The 20,050-nt window shown below is 65.2% G+C and carries 17 protein-coding genes; 7 read left to right on the top strand and 10 right to left on the bottom strand.

Annotation, left to right across the window (positions count from 1 at the left end; all coding sequences use genetic code 11):
- Positions 1-466: 466 nt before the first annotated feature.
- Positions 467-2,497 carry a TonB-dependent siderophore receptor gene (locus tag VGR99_RS39155; RefSeq protein WP_326905290.1) on the bottom strand — a complete coding sequence of 677 codons (2,031 nt, stop codon included), beginning with the start codon at positions 2,495-2,497 and terminating at the stop codon, positions 467-469.
- 64 nt (positions 2,498-2,561) lie between these two features.
- Here VGR99_RS39155 and VGR99_RS39150 point away from each other — a divergent pair, with 64 nt between their 5' ends.
- From VGR99_RS39150 to VGR99_RS39135, 4 genes are all read left to right on the top strand, one after another.
- Positions 2,562-2,777 carry a hypothetical protein gene (locus tag VGR99_RS39150; RefSeq protein ID WP_326905289.1) on the top strand — a complete coding sequence of 72 codons (216 nt, stop codon included), beginning with the start codon at positions 2,562-2,564 and terminating at the stop codon, positions 2,775-2,777.
- A gap of 59 nt (positions 2,778-2,836) precedes the next feature.
- A complete protein-coding gene (locus VGR99_RS39145; protein WP_326905288.1) occupies positions 2,837-3,181 on the top strand; it encodes a hypothetical protein in 345 nt (114 codons plus the stop codon).
- Between the two features lie 146 nt (positions 3,182-3,327).
- On the top strand, positions 3,328-5,841 hold the full coding sequence (gene bamA, locus VGR99_RS39140) for an outer membrane protein assembly factor BamA (protein ID WP_326905287.1): 2,514 nt from the start codon (positions 3,328-3,330) through the stop codon (positions 5,839-5,841).
- A 169-nt stretch (positions 5,842-6,010) separates the two neighbouring features.
- Positions 6,011-6,943 (top strand): AraC family transcriptional regulator, encoded by a 933-nt coding sequence (locus VGR99_RS39135; RefSeq protein ID WP_326905286.1) that lies wholly within the window; start codon positions 6,011-6,013, stop codon positions 6,941-6,943.
- 10 nt (positions 6,944-6,953) lie between these two features.
- Here the strand turns inward: VGR99_RS39135 and VGR99_RS39130 are convergent, their stop codons facing one another.
- The 8 genes from VGR99_RS39130 to VGR99_RS39095 form a co-directional block, all read right to left on the bottom strand.
- Positions 6,954-7,880, bottom strand: a complete 927-nt coding sequence (locus VGR99_RS39130) for a catalase family peroxidase (protein WP_326905285.1) — start codon at positions 7,878-7,880, stop codon at positions 6,954-6,956.
- A gap of 115 nt (positions 7,881-7,995) precedes the next feature.
- Positions 7,996-8,709 carry a phosphoribosyltransferase gene (locus VGR99_RS39125; protein ID WP_326905284.1) on the bottom strand — a complete coding sequence of 238 codons (714 nt, stop codon included), beginning with the start codon at positions 8,707-8,709 and terminating at the stop codon, positions 7,996-7,998.
- 18 nt (positions 8,710-8,727) lie between these two features.
- Entirely contained in the window at positions 8,728-9,960 is a 1,233-nt protein-coding gene (locus tag VGR99_RS39120; RefSeq protein ID WP_326905283.1) for a Zn-dependent hydrolase, read from the bottom strand.
- Positions 9,953-10,738, bottom strand: coding sequence for an ABC transporter ATP-binding protein (locus VGR99_RS39115; protein WP_326905282.1), 786 nt, complete (start codon positions 10,736-10,738; stop codon positions 9,953-9,955). Before VGR99_RS39115 ends, VGR99_RS39120 begins: the two co-directional genes overlap by 8 nt.
- A complete protein-coding gene (locus VGR99_RS39110; protein WP_326905294.1) occupies positions 10,735-11,508 on the bottom strand; it encodes an ABC transporter permease in 774 nt (257 codons plus the stop codon). Before VGR99_RS39110 ends, VGR99_RS39115 begins: the two co-directional genes overlap by 4 nt.
- A 71-nt stretch (positions 11,509-11,579) precedes the next feature.
- Positions 11,580-12,524 (bottom strand): ABC transporter substrate-binding protein, encoded by a 945-nt coding sequence (locus VGR99_RS39105; protein WP_326905281.1) that lies wholly within the window; start codon positions 12,522-12,524, stop codon positions 11,580-11,582.
- A gap of 106 nt (positions 12,525-12,630) precedes the next feature.
- A complete protein-coding gene (hutC, locus tag VGR99_RS39100) occupies positions 12,631-13,359 on the bottom strand; it encodes a histidine utilization repressor (RefSeq protein WP_326905280.1) in 729 nt (242 codons plus the stop codon).
- Complete coding sequence (locus VGR99_RS39095) at positions 13,356-14,714, bottom strand: formimidoylglutamate deiminase (protein ID WP_326905279.1); 1,359 nt, start codon at positions 14,712-14,714, stop codon at positions 13,356-13,358. The genes hutC and VGR99_RS39095 overlap by 4 nt, the downstream gene beginning before the upstream one ends.
- A gap of 98 nt (positions 14,715-14,812) precedes the next feature.
- Here VGR99_RS39095 and hutI point away from each other — a divergent pair, with 98 nt between their 5' ends.
- From hutI to hutU, 3 genes are read left to right on the top strand one after another with little or no spacing between them, the layout of a single operon-like run.
- Positions 14,813-16,027, top strand: a complete 1,215-nt coding sequence (hutI, locus tag VGR99_RS39090; RefSeq protein ID WP_326905278.1) for an imidazolonepropionase — start codon at positions 14,813-14,815, stop codon at positions 16,025-16,027.
- Positions 16,024-17,583, top strand: coding sequence for a histidine ammonia-lyase (gene hutH / locus VGR99_RS39085; RefSeq protein WP_326905277.1), 1,560 nt, complete (start codon positions 16,024-16,026; stop codon positions 17,581-17,583). The genes hutI and hutH overlap by 4 nt, the downstream gene beginning before the upstream one ends.
- 27 nt (positions 17,584-17,610) lie before the next feature.
- Positions 17,611-19,281, top strand: coding sequence for a urocanate hydratase (hutU, locus tag VGR99_RS39080; RefSeq protein ID WP_326905276.1), 1,671 nt, complete (start codon positions 17,611-17,613; stop codon positions 19,279-19,281).
- Here hutU and VGR99_RS39075 read toward each other — a convergent pair whose 3' ends face one another.
- Complete coding sequence (locus VGR99_RS39075; RefSeq protein WP_326905293.1) at positions 19,282-19,902, bottom strand: TetR/AcrR family transcriptional regulator; 621 nt, start codon at positions 19,900-19,902, stop codon at positions 19,282-19,284.
- Between the last annotated feature and the right edge of the window lie 148 nt (positions 19,903-20,050).

Here is a 20,050-nt window from a genome sequence, read left to right as displayed (position 1 = left end):
TGCGGCTTCACCTGTATGCCGCTGTGCAGTTCTTCTGCGTGTGCTGTCGCACAGCGGACCGTGGGTGCCAGCCGGCACCCGGCCTTCCCTGCGCCCTCCTGGGAAAGAGGGTGAAGAGATCAAACAAAGCTCGGGTGAATTAAGCCGCGAGAATGCGAAGGCGTGTCTGCAAGACCGTAGGATGGGTAGAGCGAAGCGAAACCCATCATGCTTCCGCGAGGACGATGCGCGATGGGTTTCGCTTCGCTCTACCCATCCCACGACGATGTGGGGACAGCGGTGCGCCACTTCCGCTCTCGTGCCCCGGACGCAGCGCAGCGTCACTTCGACGGTGCGCTGCAGAGCCGGGGCCCATGTATCTGCATCGTACCGTGCCACCTTCTGGGTTCCGGCTCTGCGCAGCAACGCTTACGCGTTGCAGCGCGTCCGGGACACGAGATCCGAGCACGCTTCGAACGCCGCCGCCCTACCACCGATAGCTCAACGTGCCGATCACCTGACGCCGCTCGCCGGCGTAGCAATAGCCGGCCTGGCAGGTCGCATACTGCCTGTCGAACAGATTGGTGGCGTTCACGCGCATATAGGCGCCGCGGAAACTCCGGTCGAGCTTGCCGAGATCGTAGTCGATCACGGCGTCGAACAGGGTCTGCGCCGCATTCTCGAACGTATTCTGGTCGTTGCCGAAATTGGCGCCGATATAGCGCACGCCGAGGCCCAGTCCCAACCCTTCGACCGGCGTGCCCGACTGGAACGTGTATTTGCCGAACGCTGCGAACGAATCCCTGGGGATGCCGGAATATTCATTGCCGGTCGTATCGGTATTGCCGCGCGTGATCATGACGTTGAGATGAGTATAGGCCGCGGTGAGATCGAAGCCCGGCTTGAGCGCCAGCTTGGCCTCGAGTTCGAGGCCCTTGGATTCGACCTGTCCGGTCGCCGCCTGGAACGCGATGTCGTCGGGGTTGGTGCGCAGGACATTGTCCTGCTTGATGTCGAACAAGGCGGCGGTGAGCAGCAGCGGAACGTTCGGCATCTGGTATTTGACGCCCACTTCCGTCTGCTCGCCGGTGGTCGGCTTGAACGTGGCCCCCGTCACGTCAACGCCGGTCTGCGGGCTGAACGAGGTGGCGTAGCTGACATAGGGCGCAATGCCGTTGTCGAAGAGATAGCTGAGGCCGGCGCGGCCGGTGAACGCGGAAGGCTTGGAGGTTTGCGGCGTTCCGTCCAGCGTCGTCGTCGTGCTCTGCGAGACCCAGCTCTGGCGGCCATTGAGCGTCAGGATGAATCCGCCGAGCCTGGCCTGCTCCTGCGCGTAGATCCCGACCTCGTTGGTCGATTGCTTGGTGAAGATCGAAAATGCCGGCGAGGCGATCGCCTGGGCGCCGTAGTTCATGGTCGCAAGATTGAGGTCGGGCGCCGACCCGTACCCGATCTTGTCATCGTAGCGGGACTGACTGTAGTCGACGCCGAACAGCACGGTGTTCCTGATCGCGCCGAGCGAGAACTTGGCTTCGGCCTGGTTGTCGAGGGTGGCGGTCTTGAGATTGTCCACGATACGCCAGGCGGACCGCGAGGCGGTCTGGGTCGCGGTGTCGAGCGAATCGATCTGGGTGTATTTCGCGTCCACGCCGACCTGATAGAACCGGAAATTCTGCCGCACGGTCCAGGTGTCGTTGATATTGTGCTCGAACGCATAGCCGATGCGGAACTGCTTCTGGTCCATCGCGCTGAACGCCGGATCGTTCGAGTAGATGTTGGTCAGCTTCCCGTCCGCCGTCCGGGCGTTTCCGATGCTCGCAGCAGTGCGGCTGCTCTGATATTCGCTGAGGATCGTGAAGGTCGTGTCGAGGTCGGGCTTCCAGGTCAGGGCAGGGGCAATATAGGCGCGGTCGTCGTCATTGCCGGGAAACCAGGTCTTGGCGTCGCGCAGCAAGCCCGTCAGCCGGTAGTAAAGCTGATCGCTGCCGGGCACCGGGCCGCCGACGTCGAAGCTGCCCTGGTAGCGATCGTAATTGCCGGCCTGCAATTGCACCTCGCCGAACGGCGTCTGCGTCGGCCGCTTCGTCGTGACATCGACGATGCCGCCGGGAGAGCCGAGGCCGTAGAGACCGGAGGCGGGCCCGCGCAGAATCTGCACGCTTTCGAGACCATAGGGCTCGATCTTGGGAATGGCGAAGTTGCCGCCGCCCTGGCGCAGGCCGTCGCGATAGATGCCGGTATACGTTACGTCGAAGCCACGCATGGAAAAGGCATCGAAGCGCGGATCGTAGCCGAACGCGGTGGTGGTGACGCCGGGCGTGTAGTTGACGGCGTCCTTGAGCGTCTGGACGTTGCGATCCTCGAGCTCCTTCTTGGTCACCACCGAGAGCGATTGCGGCGTCTCGAGCAGCGGCGTGTTGGTCTTGGTGCCGGCGGAACTGGTGGTCGCGACATAGCCAACCGGTGCACCGGCTGCGCCGCCGGCCGCTTGCGAAGCGCGCTCCTGGCTGGCCGTCAAATTGGCGCGCCGGTTCGTCGAAGCAGCGCGAGACGATCGGGTGCGCTGACTGGACGCTGCCGCCGTGCTGCGCGGCTTCGGCGCACTCGGCGCCTCGACTGTGACCGGCGGCAGGTTGCTGCTCTGCGCCTGCGCCCGGGACGGCAATGCTTCAACAGATACGAATACGACCGAACCCAACATCGTCGCGTTGATTGCAGCTGCGCTGCCAAACCAACGATGTTTCCTCTCCAACAAAGCAACGCCCACCGATGATGATCCCCAATTTTCGTCGACATGATTCACTCGCACGCGTGCAGCGGTGTGCTGACGCGCGCAGAGCGATGCGGACTTCTATTGGTGACGCGTGCCGAATTCCACACGCGCAAAATAGAATTGCTTGAACGTGCGGTGAGCGAGTTTGGAATGATTCAAGTTGCGTTCGAGGAGTGCGTGATGGTGCGCGGCAAATTCCTGCACGCCCACATCATGCGTTGGCGCGCGATGCCAACATTCGATCGACGAGATGTCGCTGAATGCGACAGCATGTCGCTGGCGGTCTCACTCATCGAGGCCACGTTCAGTGTGACGGCAGGCGACTCACCAGGAGATCGGAATAAAGAGTCCGGGCATTGCTCAATGTTGCTGAACGTTGGCGGCGTGGGAACGCGTGCGGTCTCGTTCGACGCCGATGCATGCCCGTGATCGCCGGCGCGGCCGCGCCCGTGCCGCGCGATGCGATTGACCGCGCGAATGAAATTCAACGCGCAGAAACATGCGGCAACTTCAAAGCCACATCGCGGCCACAGCTCTCTCGTTTGAGAACAGGCAGGGTACTCTCGAGGTGTGGAATGTCGTTGTTGCGGGCCTGGCTGATCGTGGCGGTGCTGAGTGGCGTACCGGTTGCGAGTTCGTTTCCCTTGGCGCTGCTGCCGCAGCCGGCCGCCGCGCAGACCGTGGAGACGATCGTCGTCGAGGGCAATCGCCGCGTCGAGGCCGAGACGGTCCGCTCCTATTTCAGGCCTGGTCCCGGCGGTCGCCTCGATCAGCCGGCGATCGACGACGGCCTCAAGGCGCTGATCGGGACCGGCCTGTTCCAGGACGTCAAGATCAACCAGGCCGGCGGCCGCATCGTCGTGTCGGTGGTGGAGAACGCCGTGATCGGCCGCATCGCCTTCGAGGGCAACAAGAAGATCAAGGACGAGCAGCTCACGGCCGAGATCCAGTCCAAGGCGCGCGGGACCTTCTCGCGGGCGCTGGTGCAGTCCGATACGCTGCGGATCGCCGAGATCTATCGCCGGTCCGGCCGCTATGACGTGCGCGTCACGCCCGAGATCATCGAGCAGCCCAGCAATCGCGTCGATCTCATCTTCACGATCGAGGAGGGCGTCAAGACCGGCGTCAAGTCGGTCGAGTTCATCGGCAACAGCGCCTATTCGGCCGCGCGGCTGCGCGACGTGATCAAGACGCATGAGAGCAATTTGCTCAGCTTCCTCGGCAACAATGACATCTACGACCCCGATCGGGTTGAGGCCGATCGTGATCTGATCCGGCGCTTCTACCTCAAGAACGGCTTCGCCGACGTCCAGGTCGTGGCCGCGCTCACCGAATACGATCCGGACAAGAAGGGCTTCCTCGTCACCTTCAAGATCGAGGAAGGCCAGCAATACCGCGTCGGTTCAGTCGACTTCCGCTCCAGCATTGCCAATTTCGACGCGGCCTCGCTGCGCTCCTATTCGCGCGTCGGGGTCGGTTCGCTCTACAACGTGGAATCGGTCGAGAAGTCGACCGAAGAGATGCAGATCGAGGCGTCACGCCGCGGCTATTCCTTCGCCGTGGTGCGGCCGAGCGGGGATCGCAACTTCGAGGCCCACACCGTCTCCGTCGTGTTCAACGTCGACGAGGGGCCGCGCTCCTATATCGAACGCATCAATCTGCGCGGCAACACCCGCACCCGCGATTACGTGATCCGCCGCGAGTTCGACATCTCGGAAGGCGATGCCTACAACCGCGCGCTGGTCGACCGTGCCGAGCGCCGCCTGAAGAACCTCGACTACTTCAAGAGCGTCAAGATCACCACGGAGCCGGGCTCCTCCAGCGACCGCGTCATCCTGATCGTCGACATGGAAGAGAAATCGACCGGCGACTTTTCGATCTCGGGCGGCTATTCCACCACCGACGGCGCGCTTGCGGAGGTCTCGATCTCCGAGCGCAATCTGCTGGGCAAGGGGCTCTACGGCAAGGCGTCGGTCAGCTACGGCCAGTATTCGCGCGGCATATCGCTGTCCTTCGTCGAGCCTTACTTGCTCGACTACCGGCTGGCCCTCGGATTCGACACCTATTGGCGCCAGCAATTGTCGAACAGCTATACGAGCTATGGCGTGACGACGCTGGGCTTCTCCCCGCGCATCGGCCTTGCGCTGCGGGAGGATACCACGCTCCAGCTCCGCTATTCGCTGTATCAGCAGAGCATCACGCTCGCGAGCGCCTACAACAACTGTAACAACAACGCGTCGAACAGCTCGCTGGCCTTCAACCCGACACCGGCCTACATCAAGAACGTGCTCGGCGGCGTGGATCCGACCAACGCCACGGATTCGGGCGTCTATGGCTATGGCTGCTATGGCGACGGCGAATCGAGCCTGCCGGTCCGAAAGGAACTCGCGAACGGCGCGACCTGGACGTCGGCGATCGGCTACACGCTGAACTACAATACGCTCGACAACACCAAGAACCCGACCGACGGACTACTGGTCGACTTCCGGCAGGATTTCGCCGGCGTCGGCGGCGACGTGACCTATCTGAAGACCGCGCTGGACACCAAGTACTACACGTCGCTGGTGTCCGAGATCGTCAACGTGATCCACCTTCAGGGCGGCATCCTCAACAAGATCGGCAACAACGATTTGCGCATGCTGGATCATTTCCAGATGGGACCGAACCTCGTGCGCGGCTTCGCCTCCAACGGCATCGGTCCACGCGATATCAGCTACTACAATTACGGCGCGGCCGGCGATGCGCTCGGCGGAACGAAATACTGGGGCGCGTCGATGGAGCTGCAGATGCCGTTCTGGTTCCTGCCGAAGGAAGTCGGCCTCAAGGGCGCGGTCTATGCCGATGCCGGCTCGCTCTGGGGTTACCAGGGGCCGACGTCGTGGGCAGCCACGGGCGAGGTCAACACCAAGGCCTGTCCGACCTGCGGATTGCAATATGACGACGGCAACACGGTGCGCTCGTCCGTCGGTGTCGGCCTGATCTGGGCCTCGCCGTTCGGCCCGCTGCGCTTCGACTACGCGGTGCCGATCACGAAGGGCAAATACGACATCGTCCAGGAGTTCAGGTTCGGAGGCGGCACCTCATTCTAGGAGGCGGAGCTGCGGGGCGACGTCGCGGCAGTCGTCGTGCATTTGTGAAAATCCGTGATGGGGTCCGCGTGCCCGCGCGTGGACAGCCATCGGCGGATGTCCGATAATGGCCCTGCAATCTGCAGGACCCTGTGGCCTGCACTTGCGCTCCCACAGAAGGACAATCCACATGACACAGGCAGGCGCCTACGGGGAGAGGCTTGGCCAGTTCCTGCGTTTGAAGGATGCGCCGCCCGCTTTGGTCGTGCGCTCGCTGCGCAGCGCCGAGCTTGCGGTCACCGAGACCCGGAATGACCGGCCCGTTCCCGGCCTGTCCGGGTCGCTGGCCGCCGAAGATGCGTTTCTGGTCAGCCTGAAGCTGCACGACTATCCGGATTGCGAGCTCTGGGAGCGCGGCAAATCAGTCATGACGGCCGACGTTCACGCCGGCACGACCTATCTCTACGACCTCAAGCGCGACCCGCGCTACGTGATCGACAAGCCGTTCCACTCGCTGTTTTTCTACATTCCACGCTCGGCGCTGGACAGCATCGCCGAGCAAAGCAATGCGCCGCGGATCGACGAGCTCGACTGCCAGATCGGCGTCGGGCATGACGATGGCATCATCCGCCACATTGGCGCCTCGCTGCAGGAGAGCCTGCGTCGGCCGGACGAGGCCAATCAGCTTTTCATCGACCACATGATGCTCGGGCTCACCGCCCATGTCGCCCGGACCTATGGCGGGCTTCAGCGCACCTCTGCGCCCGCGCGCGGCGGTCTTGCACCGTGGCAGGCCAAGCGCGCCTGCGAGCGGCTCGAATCGGATCTCGGTGGCAAGCTCTCGCTGCAGAAGGTGGCGGCCGAGCTCGATCTGTCGGTCAGTCACTTCTCGCGCGCGTTCCGGATCTCCGTCGGCCTGCCGCCGCATCAATGGCTGCTGCATCAGCGCGTGAAGGCCGCCAAGCAGTTGATGAGCGTTCGCGACCTGCCGCTGTCGGAGATCGCGATGTCGGCCGGGTTCGCCAACCAGAGCCACTTCACGCGGGTGTTTTCCGCGATCGTCGGCCTCAGCCCCGCCGCATGGCGCCGCGAGGCACTGGGCGCCCCGAGCGGCGAGGCGTAAAGCGGCATCCTCAGCGGCGCCTGGCGAGCGAGATGGTATAGGCGGCGCGGCGCGCGGCGAAGATCTCGTCCGGGGGATGACCGATGCCATCGGCCAGATTGGCCGGATTGAAGATCGAGGCGTCGCAGGCCGGATCGGGCTCAAAGGCCGTGATCACGATGGTGCCGAGGCGCACCTCGTCGCGATTGTCCTCGTCCGGCCAGCGCATGGTGACGTCCATGGTGGGATCACCGGGGCGGTCGAGCAGGGCCATGACGTTGAAGCGGACATGGCCGGCGGCAATTCGCTTCCCAAGATCGTCGTGCAGGAAATCGGCCGGCTTCGCCTTGGCCTCGTCCTCGCTGAGTGTGATCTCGCCGCCGGCCGGAACGACCTTGAACTTGATGAAACGCGTCTCGCCTTGCTCGTTCGTGGCCGGAAAGGCGTGCACGCCCCAATACATCGTGCCGGCAAGACTTCCGGGCAGCTGCCGCGCGGCGATGTAATTGGCCTGATTGAGCGTTTCAGGATTGGCCGCCGAGAAGGCTTTCACCTTCGCCATATCAGGCTTGCCGTCCGGCCCCGGAATGCGGGCTTCGAGGAAGGCCTGCATCTGGTCGAGTGTTCGCGCGAAATGCACGGGCGCGCTCTCGACGAGAATATCCGAACGGTGATCGTCGTCGCCGAGCTTGAAGCTGAAGCCGCGCAGCACCAGATTGTTGGTGTCGGCAACACCGGGATTGCCGCCGCCGACCGAGAAGCGCGCCAGCACGCGCGACGGCTTCGTGAAGCTCAGGGATCGCGTGATCTCTCCGGCCCGGTCCGATGGAGTATAGGTGCCGCGAACGCACCAGCCCTTGGCGAAGCTCGCGCGGACCTTTGGCGGATTGCCGGCAACGGCCTTGAGGGCGTCGACGATGGAGGCAGGCGTTGCGGTGCCCTTCGGGCTATCGGACATGGCAGGAATTGATCTCTCGCGTGTGCGAGCGAGATTCTAGTCGCGCTACGGGCCCGCGGTCTTTCCCAAAGCGATCGGGTTTTGCCCGATCCGGCTCAAGACAAGTGCCTACCTATCAGGGAATGGTCGGCTGCGTCTCCGTCAGCGGCACCCAGCCGTCCTCGCTACGCTGGAACAGCGGGCAGCCGTAGACAGCCCGAACCGGAAGCGGCGCCGTCGAGGCCTGCCAGCGGTTGGTCTGCTTCATCGCGACGACCATGCCGGCGATCTCGGCGCCGATCGTCTGCAACAGGCGCACGGCGGCGATCGCGGTCGCGCCGGTCGAGATCGCATCGTCCACCAGCACCACCCTGCGGCCTCCGATGAAAGGCAACAGGTTCGGATCCAGCCGCAGCCTCTTACCGGCATCCGGGCTGGTGATTGAACTGACGGGCTCGGACAGCGCGTCGTCGTACCAGAATTTGCGGGAGTAGCCGAGCGGGACATAGCGCGGCTGTCCGAGTCGTTCGGCAACCTCGGATGCGAAGGCAAGACCGAGGGTCGGCAAACCCACGATGATCTCGGCATCGAAGGCGCGCGCTTGCGTCGCCATGTGGTCTGCCAGCGCCGCGACGACGAGGTGTGACGCCTGGTTGGCGATGAGCGAGGCGACCGCGCGATCGCCATCAGGCAGTTGGCGCAGTGGCAGAACGAGGATGCGGCCGCAGGGCAGGGTGACGGGATAGCCGAAGCGATAGGGCGGCGTCGGCGAAAAGCGCGTGGGGATGTCCGGCGTCAGCTCCTGCCAATAGCCGGTGGTGGCTTCCGTATAGCTGTCGCTCGCGCTCATGATGCAGGCATTGGATGTCTAACCGGCGAGAATGCGCCGGCAGGCGTCGACGAAGACCTGCGCGCCGGTGACGATGTCGGCGTCGGCGGTGTTTTCGGTCCAGTGATGGCTGATGCCGCCGATCGATGGCACGAACAGCATGCCGGCCGGCATGACGGTCGCGAGCATCTGCGCGTCGTGGCCCGCGCCGCTGGGCATGCGGATGGAGCGTCCGTCGGCAAAGGCCTTGCTGGCGGCCTCGATCGCGTCCTGAATGCCCGGGTTCATCATCGCGGGCGCGCCGGTGCGGATTTTCTCCACGTTGACAGTGCAGGGGCCCTTGGCGCTGGCCTCAGCCGCCATGGTCTGCAACAGCTCCTCCAGGCGCGCGATCACGGCCGGGTTGTCGTCGCGGATCTGGAACAGCATTTCGGCGCCGCCGGGGATGATGCTCGGCGCGCCGGGATCGAGGGTGATGCGGCCGGTGGTCCAGACCGTGCGGGGACCGCAGGCGCCCGGAAACCGTTCGTCGATCGCGACGCAGAATTTGGCCAGGGCCAATCCGGCATCCTTGCGCACGGCCATGCGGGTGGTGCCGGCGTGATTCTGCTCGCCGATGAAATTGATCTTGTATTGCCAGATGCCGACGATGGATGTGACGACGCCGATCGCGAGCTTGCCGCTCTCGAGAGTGTCGCCCTGCTCGATATGTGCCTCCAGATATCCGACGTGCCGTCCCGGCTCGACGGCGACGCGCGCGCGTCCCGCAAGCCCCATGTCGGCGAGCGCATCGCGCATGGTGCGGCCGCTGGTGCGGTCGCGCGCGGCGTCGATCTCGGCCTCGGTGACCTGCCCGATATAGGAGCGCGAGCCGAGGAAGCTGCCGAAATGCCCCTCCTCGTCGCACCAGGCGGCCACTTCGACGGCGCCTTTGACGCCGGGATCGATATTGAGAACCCGCGCGGCTTCGAGCGCGTAGACGACGCCGAGCGGGCCGTCGAGCCAGCCGGCGTAGTTCTGGCTTTCCAGGTGCGAGCCGGCCAGGAGCTTCGGCCCCGGCGTTGCGCTGGTGCCGAACACGTTGCCGATGCCGTCGGTCGTCGCGGCAAGGCCGGCGCCGGGCAGCTTTCGCACGAGCCATTCGAGCGACAGCTTGTGCGGCTCGGAGAAGGTCGGCTTGTGCACGCCGGTCTTGTAGGCGCCGATCGCGCGGAGCGCATTGAGGTCGGCGAGGACGCGTGCGCCGTCAACGGAAGGACGATGGTCAGGCATGTTCGGCAACCTTCAGCGCCTCGGTGCGGATTTCCTCGACCAGCCGCTCCTTGAGCTGGACGAATTCCGGCGTGGTCTTGATCTTGTAGGAGCGCGGATGCGGCAGGTCCACATTGATCTCGGCCTTGATCCGGCCGGGGCGCGCGCTCATGACGATGACGCGGCTGCCGAGGAAGATCGCTTCCTCGATGTCGTGGGTCACGAACAGCACGGTCTTCTGGTCGCGCTCCCAGATGCCGAGCAGCATCTCCTGCATCAGGGCACGCGTCTGGTTGTCCAGCGCGCCGAAGGGCTCGTCGAGCAGCAGGATCTTTGGGTCGTTGGCGAGCGCACGGGCGATCGCCGTGCGCTGTTGCATGCCGCCGGAGAGCTGTTTGGGCCAGTGGTTCTCGAAGCCGGACAATCCGACCTGGCGGATCAAGGCATCGGCGATCTTGTGGCGCTCCGCCTCGGACACGCCGCGCTCGCGCAGGCCGAAGGCGATGTTCTCGCGCACGGTCAGCCAGGGGAACAGCGTGTAGGACTGGAACACCATGCCGCGATCTGCGCCGGGGCCGGTGACCTCGCGCCCATCGAGCGTGACGCGGCCGCTGCTCGGACGGTCGAGACCGGCGACGATACGCAGCAGCGTGGACTTGCCGCAGCCCGAAGGGCCGAGGATGGTGACGAAGTCGTTGTTGCCGATGGTGAGGTCGGTCGGCTCCAGCGCCCGCGTCGGCGCATTGCCGTGGCGTGCCGGGAAGGTGCGCGAGACCTGCTCGATCTTCAGCGTGGTCATGCGAGCCTCCACGGAAACAGCCAGGCGTTGAACGCCTTGAACATGAAGTCCGAGAGGAGGCCGATCAGCCCGATCACGATGATGCCGAAGATGATCTGGCCGGTGTTGAGCAGCGCCTGGCTGTCGGTGATCATGTGACCGATGCCCGAGGACGAGCCGATCAGCTCGGCGACGATGACGTAGGTCCAGGCCCAGCCCAGTACCAGCCGCAGGATTTCTGCAATCTCGGGCGCGGAAGAGGGCAGCAGCACGCGGCGGATGATGCCGCGGTCGCTGGCCCCGAGCGTATAGGCGGCCTCCACCAGATCGCGCCGCGTCGCGCCGACGGTCACGGCGACCATCAGGATGACCTGGAACACCGAGCCGATGAAGATGACGAGCAGCTTCTGCAGCTCGCCGATGCCGGCCCACAGGATCAGCAGCGGAATGAACGCGGAGGCGGGCAGATAGCGTGCAAAGGACACGAACGGTTCGAGGAAGGCCTCGACCGGCTTGTAGGCGCCCATCAGCACGCCGAGCGGCACTGCGATGATCGCGGCGAGCGCGAAGCCGCCGACCACGCGCCAGATCGTCATGCCGATGTCGTAGATGAAGCCCTGCTTGGCGAGGAGGTCATAACCTTCCTGCACCATGGTCAGCGGGTTGGCGAGAAAGGTCTTCGATACGTGGCCGCCGAAGGTCGCCCAGGACCAGAGGGCAACGAACAGCACGAAGAACGCAAGGCCGAAGGCCACGCGCTGCCTCGATGTCACGGGATCCAGGGGACGCATCAAACTGTCTATCCGAATGGTCGATCAGGCGCCGGTCTCGCCTTGCGGCGGGACCGGCAATTCGTTGAAGCTTACTTGATGAAGCTCGCGTCGTAGAGGTCCTCGACCTTCGGCGTCGCCTTGATGATGCCGACCTCGAGCAGGAGTTCGGCAGCATCCTTGTTGAAGGTCAGGAAGTCGCCCGCGAAGAACTTCTGGTTCGCGGCCTTGTCCTGCCAGCGCAGATACTTTGCCGAGTTGCCGAACTGCTCGCCGGTCTGCTTCACGTCGGCGCCCATGATCTCATAGGCCTTGGCCTGGTCCTTGGCGATCATCTCGAGCGACTCGAAATAGCTGTCGGCGAGCGCCTTGGCGGCTTTGGGATTCTCGCTCAAGAACTTCGGCGTGCAGCCGAACGTGTCCATGACGATCGGATAGTCCAGCGTGGTCGCAATGATCTTGCCCTTGTCGGGCGCGGCGCGCACGGTCGACAGATACGGCTCATAGGTCATCGCAGCGTCGTTCTGGCCGGAGACGAAGGCCTGCGCGGCAGCGGCGGGCTCGAGGTTCACGACGGTGACGTCCTTGGTGGTGAGGCCGTTCTTCTTGAGCATCCAGGCCAGCGCGAAATAGGGCGAGGTGCCCGGCGCGGACGCCGCGACCGTCTTGCCTTTCAGATCCTTGATCGCGGCGACGTCGTTGCGCACGGCCATGCCGTCGGCGCCATAGCTCTTGTCGAGCTGGAAGATCTGCTTGGTCGCAACGCCGTTGGCATTCCAGGAGATCCAGGTTTCGACCGTGGTCGCTGCGCACTGGATATCGCCGGAGGCAATCGCGAGGTGGCGGTCCTTCTGCGGGATCTTCTTGATCGTGACGTCGAGGCCGTTCTTCTTGAAGATGCCGGCCTCCTTCGCCAGCGTCAGCGGCGCGAATCCGGTCCACCCGGAGATGCCGACGCCGACCTTGACGTCGTCGGCCAGCACCGGAGTGGAGGCCGCGAGGGCAATGATTGTCGCAAATACCTTTGAACTACGCATGATTGTCGTCCTCTTGCCGATCGATGGATTGACGTCCTGTTGATCTCTGTCGGCCCCTATGGACCGTTGCCCGAAGCGTTGCACGATTTGTGCCGACATCGTCATCTCAGCCTCCCTTGAATCGGGCGACAAGGCGGTGAGAGTCACCGGGATAGAGCAGGCGCACCGCGGTGATCGTGCGCGCGCTGCGCCATGTATAACGGTCGATCACGAGGCAGGGCGCGCCGATGGCGATGTCGAGCGCTTCCGCCGTGCGATCATCCGCAACGATGGCGCTGATCGTATGCTCGGCTTCTGTCCATGGGACATGATGAAGCAGCCAGGAACCGGGCGGCTCGCGCGAGAAATCGGCTTTCGCTGCGTCCGGCACGGAGGCGAGATCGATCAACCGGTCCTCGACGGCAAAGGGGACGTTGTCGGCGCTGTGCCGGCAGGCGATCGCGACCACCTTGCCGGCCTTCTTCACGCCGAGACGGTCGCGGTCGGCAGCGGTCGCCGCGCGCAGCTTGCGGCCGATCAGCTCATAACCGTAAGTGCGGCCGAGCGCCGTGATCTCGGCGCGGATGTCGGCGATCTTGAGCACCGCCGACTGATGCTGCGGCCGCCGCACGAACGATCCGGCGCGGCGCCGCCGCTCGATCAGATCGGCCTGGGCGAGTTCCGACAGCGCCTTGTTCACGGTCATGCGCGAGCAGCCGTAGCGGGCGACCAGCTCGTGCTCGAAGGGAATGCGATGGCCGGGCGGCCATTCGCCGGTCAGGATGCGCTTTTCGATGTCGGCGCGGATGCGCTTGTAGAGCGTCGGCTTGTCGGCCGCGTCGGTGGCGAGGCTCATGCGACGAGCCTCCGCACCGCCGCGTTGAAGCGCTCGCGCGCAACCCGGCGCAGCTTGTGCCGGCCGTCTTCGACCACCTTGTGGCCGCCGGCCCAGACGCAATCGATCGCGCCGTTGCCCGCGGCAAAGATCCAGCCGTCGATGGCGGCGTCGTCTGTGCGCCCTGCCAAGGACGGATGAGCATTGTCTAGCGTTACGATATCAGCGCGCGCACCGGGGACGAGGCCAACTGTCGTTTGTGCCAGCGCCTGTGCACCGCCCGTGAGCGCGCAGTCGAATAGCGTGCGTCCCGTCGAGCGGCCCGCGCCGCTGGAGAGCACGTTGCGCTGGCGATGCTTGAGGCGCTGGCCGTATTCGAGCTGACGCAGCTCGTCGGCGACGCCGACCAGCACGTTGGAATCGGTGCCCACGCCGAACGCGCCGCCGGCAGCGAGAAACTCGCGCGCGGGAAAGATGCCATCGCCGAGGCTCGCTTCGGTGATGGGGCAGAGGCCCGCCACCGCGCCGGTCTTCGCGAATGCGCTGACCTCCGTATCAGTCATGTGAGTTGCGTGGATGAGGCACCAGCGCCGATCGAGCGGCGCGTGCTCCAGCAACCATTGCACCGGACGCTGCCCCGACCAGGCCACGCAATCCTCGACTTCCTTCACCTGCTCGGCGGCATGAATGTGGACCGGGCCGCCATCCGCAAGCGGAATGATCGCCGCGAGCTCGCCCGGCGCAACCGCGCGCAGGCTGTGCGGCGCAATGCCGATATTGGCGCCGGGCAAGGTTGCGATCGCGTTGCGCGACGCAGCCATCAGCGCGGCGAACTGATCGACCGTGCAGATGAAGCGGCGCTGGCCGTCATGCGGCGGCGCGCCGCCGAAGGAGCCATGCGCATAAAAACTCGGCAGCAGCGTCAGCGCGATGCCTGACGCTTCGGCAGCCTGTGCGATGCGCGCGGCCATCTCGCCGATGTCGGAATAGTGCGCGCCGTCGCGATCGTGATGCAGATAGTGGAATTCACCGACGCGGGTAAAACCCTGCTCCAGCATCTCGACATAAAGCAACGTGGCAACGGCGGTAACGTCATCCGGCGTCATCGCCAGCGCGAAGCGGTACATCGTCTCGCGCCAGGTCCAGAAAGTATCGGTCGAGTCGCCGCGCAGCTCTGCAAGTCCCGCCATGCCGCGCTGGAACGCGTGGCTGTGCAGGCTCGCAAGCCCGGGAAGCGCGATGGCGTGGCGCTCGTCGCCGGCACTTGGCGCAACGCCCGGCGTCACCTCCGCGATCGCGCCGGCGGTGATCACCACCTGCACGTCATTGGCCCAGCCCGAGGGCAGGAGCGCGGAGGCAAAATGCAGTCGGGACATGATGACACGCCGGCTGGACAGAACCGTCTTACGATTATATGTCTAGACATATAAGTCAAGCATCCCAGGGCGCAGGGACTTCGCGAAGGGACCGTTGCATGGCAGAGCGCTTCGACCGGATCTGGCATAACGCCCGGCTCGCCACGATGCGGGCCGACCGTCCCGATCTCGGCGAGATCGAGCATGGCGTGATCGCCATCCGCGGCGGCCATATTGTCTATGCAGGCGCAGCGGCGGATTTCCCTGTTGATGCCGACGCTATCCAACGGATCGATTGCGAAGGACGCTGGATCACGCCGGGCCTCGTCGACTGCCACACGCATCTCGTCTATGGCGGGAACCGCGCGCACGAATTCGAGCTGCGCCTGAAGGGCGCGAGCTACGAGGAGATCGCGCGCGCCGGCGGCGGCATCGTCTCGACGGTGGCCGCGACGCGCAAGGCGAGCGAGGCCGAGCTGGTCGCGAGCGCATTGCCGCGGCTCGACGCGCTGATCGGCGAGGGCGCCACTACGGTCGAGATCAAGTCCGGCTACGGCCTCGATGCCGAGACCGAGATGCGGCAGCTCTCCGCCGCGCGCAGCCTCGATCGTCAGCGGCCGGTTGCGATCCGCACCTCTTTCCTCGGCGCGCATGCGCTGCCGGTCGAGGCCGACGGCGACAAGGACCGCTACATCGATCTCGTCTGCAAGGAGATGTTGCCCGCCGTCGCGAAGGCCGGCCTGGCTGATGCCGTCGACGCCTTCATGGAGGGCATCGCGTTCTCGGCCGAGCAGACCGCGCGGGTGTTCGAGGCGGCGAGGGGGCTGGGCTTGCCGGTCAAGCTGCATGCCGATCAGCTCTCGAATCTCGGCGGTGCCGCGCTTGCCGCGAAATTCTCGGCGCTCTCCGCCGATCACCTCGAGCACACGGACGAAGCCGGCGCCGCCGCGATGGCCAAGGCAGGTACGGTCGCCGTGCTGCTGCCCGGTGCCTTCTACTTCATCCGCGAGACGCAGAAGCCGCCGGTCGAGGCGTTCCGCAAGCATGGCGTGCACATGGCGCTTGCGACCGACAGCAATCCCGGCAGCTCACCGCTGACCTCGCTGCTGCTCGCGATGAACATGGGTGCGACATTGTTCCGGATGAACGTCGCCGAATGCCTCGCTGGTGTTACCCGCGAAGGTGCACGGGCGCTCGGCGTGCTCGACGAAACCGGCACGCTGGAGGCCGGCAAATGGTGTGACCTCGCGATCTGGAATATCGAGCGTCCCGCTGAGCTGGTCTACCGCATCGGCTTCAATCCGCTGCATCGCCGCGTCTGGAGGGGCCAGTGACGGAGCCGGGCGCAGCGATCATCGTCAAGCCGGGAACGGTCAACCTCGACGATCTCGCGCGCGTGCTGGCTGGTGCGCCCGTCGTGCTCGATCCCGCGTTCTGGCCGCGCGTCGAGGCGGCTGCGGAGATCGTCGCAAGGGCCGCGCAGGCCGCAGTGCCCGTCTATGGCATCAACACCGGCTTTGGAAAGCTGGCGTCGAAGCGCATTCCGCCGGATCAGACCGCGCTGCTCCAGCGCAATCTCATCGTCTCGCATTGTTGCGGCGTAGGTCCTGCGACGCCCGAGCCGATCGTGCGGCTGATGATGGCGCTGAAAATCGTCTCGCTCGGGCGCGGAGCCTCCGGCGTCCGCCGCGAGGTGATCGAGCAGCTGCAGGCCCTGCTCGCGCGGGGCATCTCACCGCTGGTGCCGCAGCAGGGCTCGGTCGGCGCTTCCGGCGATCTCGCGCCGCTCGCGCATATGACAGCGGTCATGATCGGCGAGGGGCAGGCGATCCTCGATGGGAAAACCGTGCCCGGCGCTGAGGCGCTCGCGGCAGTCGGCCTTGCGCCGCTGACGCTTGGCCCCAAGGAGGGGCTCGCGCTGATCAACGGCACGCAATTCTCGACCGCTTACGCCGTCTCCGGTGTGCTGCGCGCATTCGGCCTGGCACGTGCCGCGCTCGTGACCGGCGCGCTGTCGGTGGATGCGGCGATGGCGTCGACGGCGCCGTTCCGTCCCGAAATTCAGGCGCTGCGCGGTCATCCCGGCCAGATCGCCGCGGCCGCGACGCTGACCGCGCTGCTCGACGGCAGCGACATCCGTCTGTCGCATCTCGAAGGCGACGAGCGCGTGCAGGATCCCTATTGCCTGCGTTGCCAGCCGCAGGTTGCGGGCGCCGCGCTCGACCTGATCATGCAGGCCGCGCGCACGTTGATTGTCGAGGCCAATGCCGTCACCGACAACCCGCTGGTGCTGGTTGAGACCGGCGAGATCGTCTCCGGCGGCAATTTCCACGCCGAGCCGGTCGCCTTTGCCGCCGATGCGATCGCACTGGCGCTCTCGGAGATCGGAGCGATCAGCGAGCGGCGCATCGCCACGCTGGTCGATCCCGCGCTCAATTTCGGTCTGCCGCCGTTCCTGACACCGGATCCCGGCATCAATTCCGGCTTCATGATCGCCGAGGTGACGGCGGCGGCGCTCTATGCCGAGAACAAACAGCGCGCGTTGGCCTGCTCGATCGACTCGACGCCGACCAGCGCCAACCAGGAAGACCATGTCTCGATGGCCGCGCATGCCGCGCGGCGCCTGTCCGACATGGCCGACAATCTCGCCGCCATCTTGGGCATCGAGCTTCTGGTCGCCGCCCAAGGCATCACGCTGCGCGCGCCGCATGCGACCAGCGCGCCGCTCGTCGCCGTCATCGCGAAGCTTCGCGAGCAGGTGCCCGCGCTCGGCGCTGACCGCTACATGGCGGGCGATCTCGCCAAGGCCGCCGCGCTGATTGAAGCCGGCGCGTTGCCGGTTGCGGCCCTTGCCAAGCTCCCGGCTGACCCGTTTCCGAAATTTGACTGAACGAGACTCGTCTGAAGAGGTTTCCGCATGAACCGCCGACTGGACAATGACCGCACCATCCGCGCCCCCCGCGGCAGCGACATCAGCGCCAAGAGCTGGCTGACGGAAGCGCCGCTGCGCATGCTCATGAACAATCTCGACCCTGATGTCGCGGAGCGCCCGAGCGAGCTCGTCGTCTACGGCGGCATCGGCCGCGCCGCGCGCGACTGGGAGAGCTTTGACCGGATCACGGCGGCGTTGCGCAAGCTCGAGAACGACCAGACCCTGCTGGTCCAGTCCGGCAAGCCGGTCGGCGTGTTCCGTACCCATGCCGATGCGCCGCGCGTGCTGATCGCGAACTCCAACATCGTGCCGCATTGGGCGACGCTCGATCATTTCAACGAGCTCGATCGCCAGGGTCTGATGATGTACGGCCAGATGACCGCGGGCTCCTGGATCTATATCGGCAGCCAGGGCATCGTGCAGGGGACCTACGAGACCTTTGTCGAGGTCGGCCGTCGTCACTACGGCGGCAGCCTCGCGGGAAAATGGATTTTGACCGCTGGCCTCGGCGGCATGGGCGGCGCGCAGCCGCTGGCGGCGACCATGGCAGGGGCCTCGATGCTCGCGGTCGAATGCCAGCCGAGCCGTATCGAGATGCGCTTGCGCACCGGCTATCTCGATCAGCAGGCCGCAACGCTCGACGAAGCGCTGGCGATCATGGCCGACGCTGCGATGACCAAGAAGGCGATCTCGGTCGGCCTGCTCGGCAACGCCGCGGAGATCTTTCCCGAACTGGTGCGCCGCGGCGTCAAGCCCGACATCGTCACCGACCAGACCAGCGCGCATGACCCGATCAACGGTTATTTGCCGAAGGGCTGGACGCTCGTCGACTGGGAAGCCAAGCGCGCGTCCGATCCGAAGGCGGTGGAGCGCGCCTCGAAGACCTCGATGGTCGAGCATGTCCAGGCCATGCTCGACTTCCACGCGCAGGGCATCCCGACGCTCGACTACGGCAACAACATCCGCCAGATGGCGCAGGACATGGGTTTGAAGAACGCCTTCGATTTCCCCGGCTTCGTGCCCGCTTATATCCGCCCGCTGTTCTGCCGCGGCGTCGGGCCGTTCCGCTGGGCCGCGCTGTCGGGCGATCCCGAGGACATTTTCAAGACCGACGCCAAGGTCAAGGAGCTGATGCCTGACGACAAGCATCTGCACAACTGGCTCGACATGGCCAAGGAGCGCATCAAGTTCCAGGGCCTGCCGGCGCGAATCTGCTGGGTCGGTCTCGGCGATCGCCATCGGCTCGGCCTTGCCTTCAACGAGATGGTGGCGCGCGGCGAATTGAAGGCGCCGATCGTGATCGGTCGCGATCATCTCGACAGCGGCTCGGTGGCGAGCCCCAACCGCGAGACCGAGGCGATGAAGGACGGATCGGACGCCGTGTCCGACTGGCCCTTGCTCAACGCGCTGCTCAATTGCGCCAGCGGCGCGACCTGGGTGTCGCTGCACCATGGCGGCGGCGTCGGCATCGGTTATTCCCAGCATGCCGGCATGGTGATCGTCGCCGACGGCACGCCGGAGGCGGCCAGGCGGATCGAGCGCGTGCTCTGGAACGATCCCGCCAGCGGCGTCATGCGCCATGCGGATGCGGGCTACGACATTGCGATCGACTGCGCCCGTGACAAGGGCCTCGATCTGCCGAGCCTGGCGAAATAGCTAGCTGTTCGCCAGCAGCTTCGGCATCGTCGTCTTCGCGCCGTCCATGAAGGTCTGGACGGCGTCGCGGACGATGGCGTCGAGATCGGACGGGATCGGCGTCTCGTAGATGAACTTGCGGATTGCCAGATAGAAGATGCGGCCGTGCAGGCCCCAGAACAGCTCGGTCTCGCGTTCGCTCAGCGGATGGGCTTTCGCATCGGGCAATTTCAGATCGTGCCGTATCTCGGCGGCTGCCGGCTCGATGATCTCGCGGCGGACGATGTCGAGATAGCGGCCGGTGATGCCGAACGACTTCATCCCTGATGAAACGAAGATCCGCACCCAATTGTACTCGAACACGCGTTCGACATAGTCGAGATAGAACCGCGTCAGCCGTGCCTCCAGCGACAGCGAGCGGTCGCGGATCAGCGGGCCCCAGTCGGGCGACCAGCGGCTGAGATAGACCTCCTGGTAGACGCGCTCGATCAGCGCTTCCTTGCTCGGGAAATGGCGATAGATCGCCGAATGGGTGATGCCCATGCGCTTGGCAAGCTCGCGGGTCTGGCCCTCGAAGCCACGCTCGGCAAAGAAGCGGATCGCCTCGTCCACGATCGCGCGCTCGCGGTCGGCGGCGCGCATGTTGCGGCGCTTTGGCGCGGCTGCCTCGCGCGTCTCGCTCCGCCGCCGCGGTCGCTTCGCAATCTTCTGCGTCTTTTTCGCCATTTTACCGTGAATCGCGATCTCTTCCGCCTTCTTAGCCTAAAGGTGCATTTGTGACCAAATGGTC

This window comes from Bradyrhizobium sp., assembly GCF_035935975.1.
GTDB lineage: Bacteria > Pseudomonadota > Alphaproteobacteria > Rhizobiales > Xanthobacteraceae > Bradyrhizobium.
Note: the sequence above shows the minus strand (reverse complement) of the source record. Positions and strands in the feature narration are given on the sequence as shown.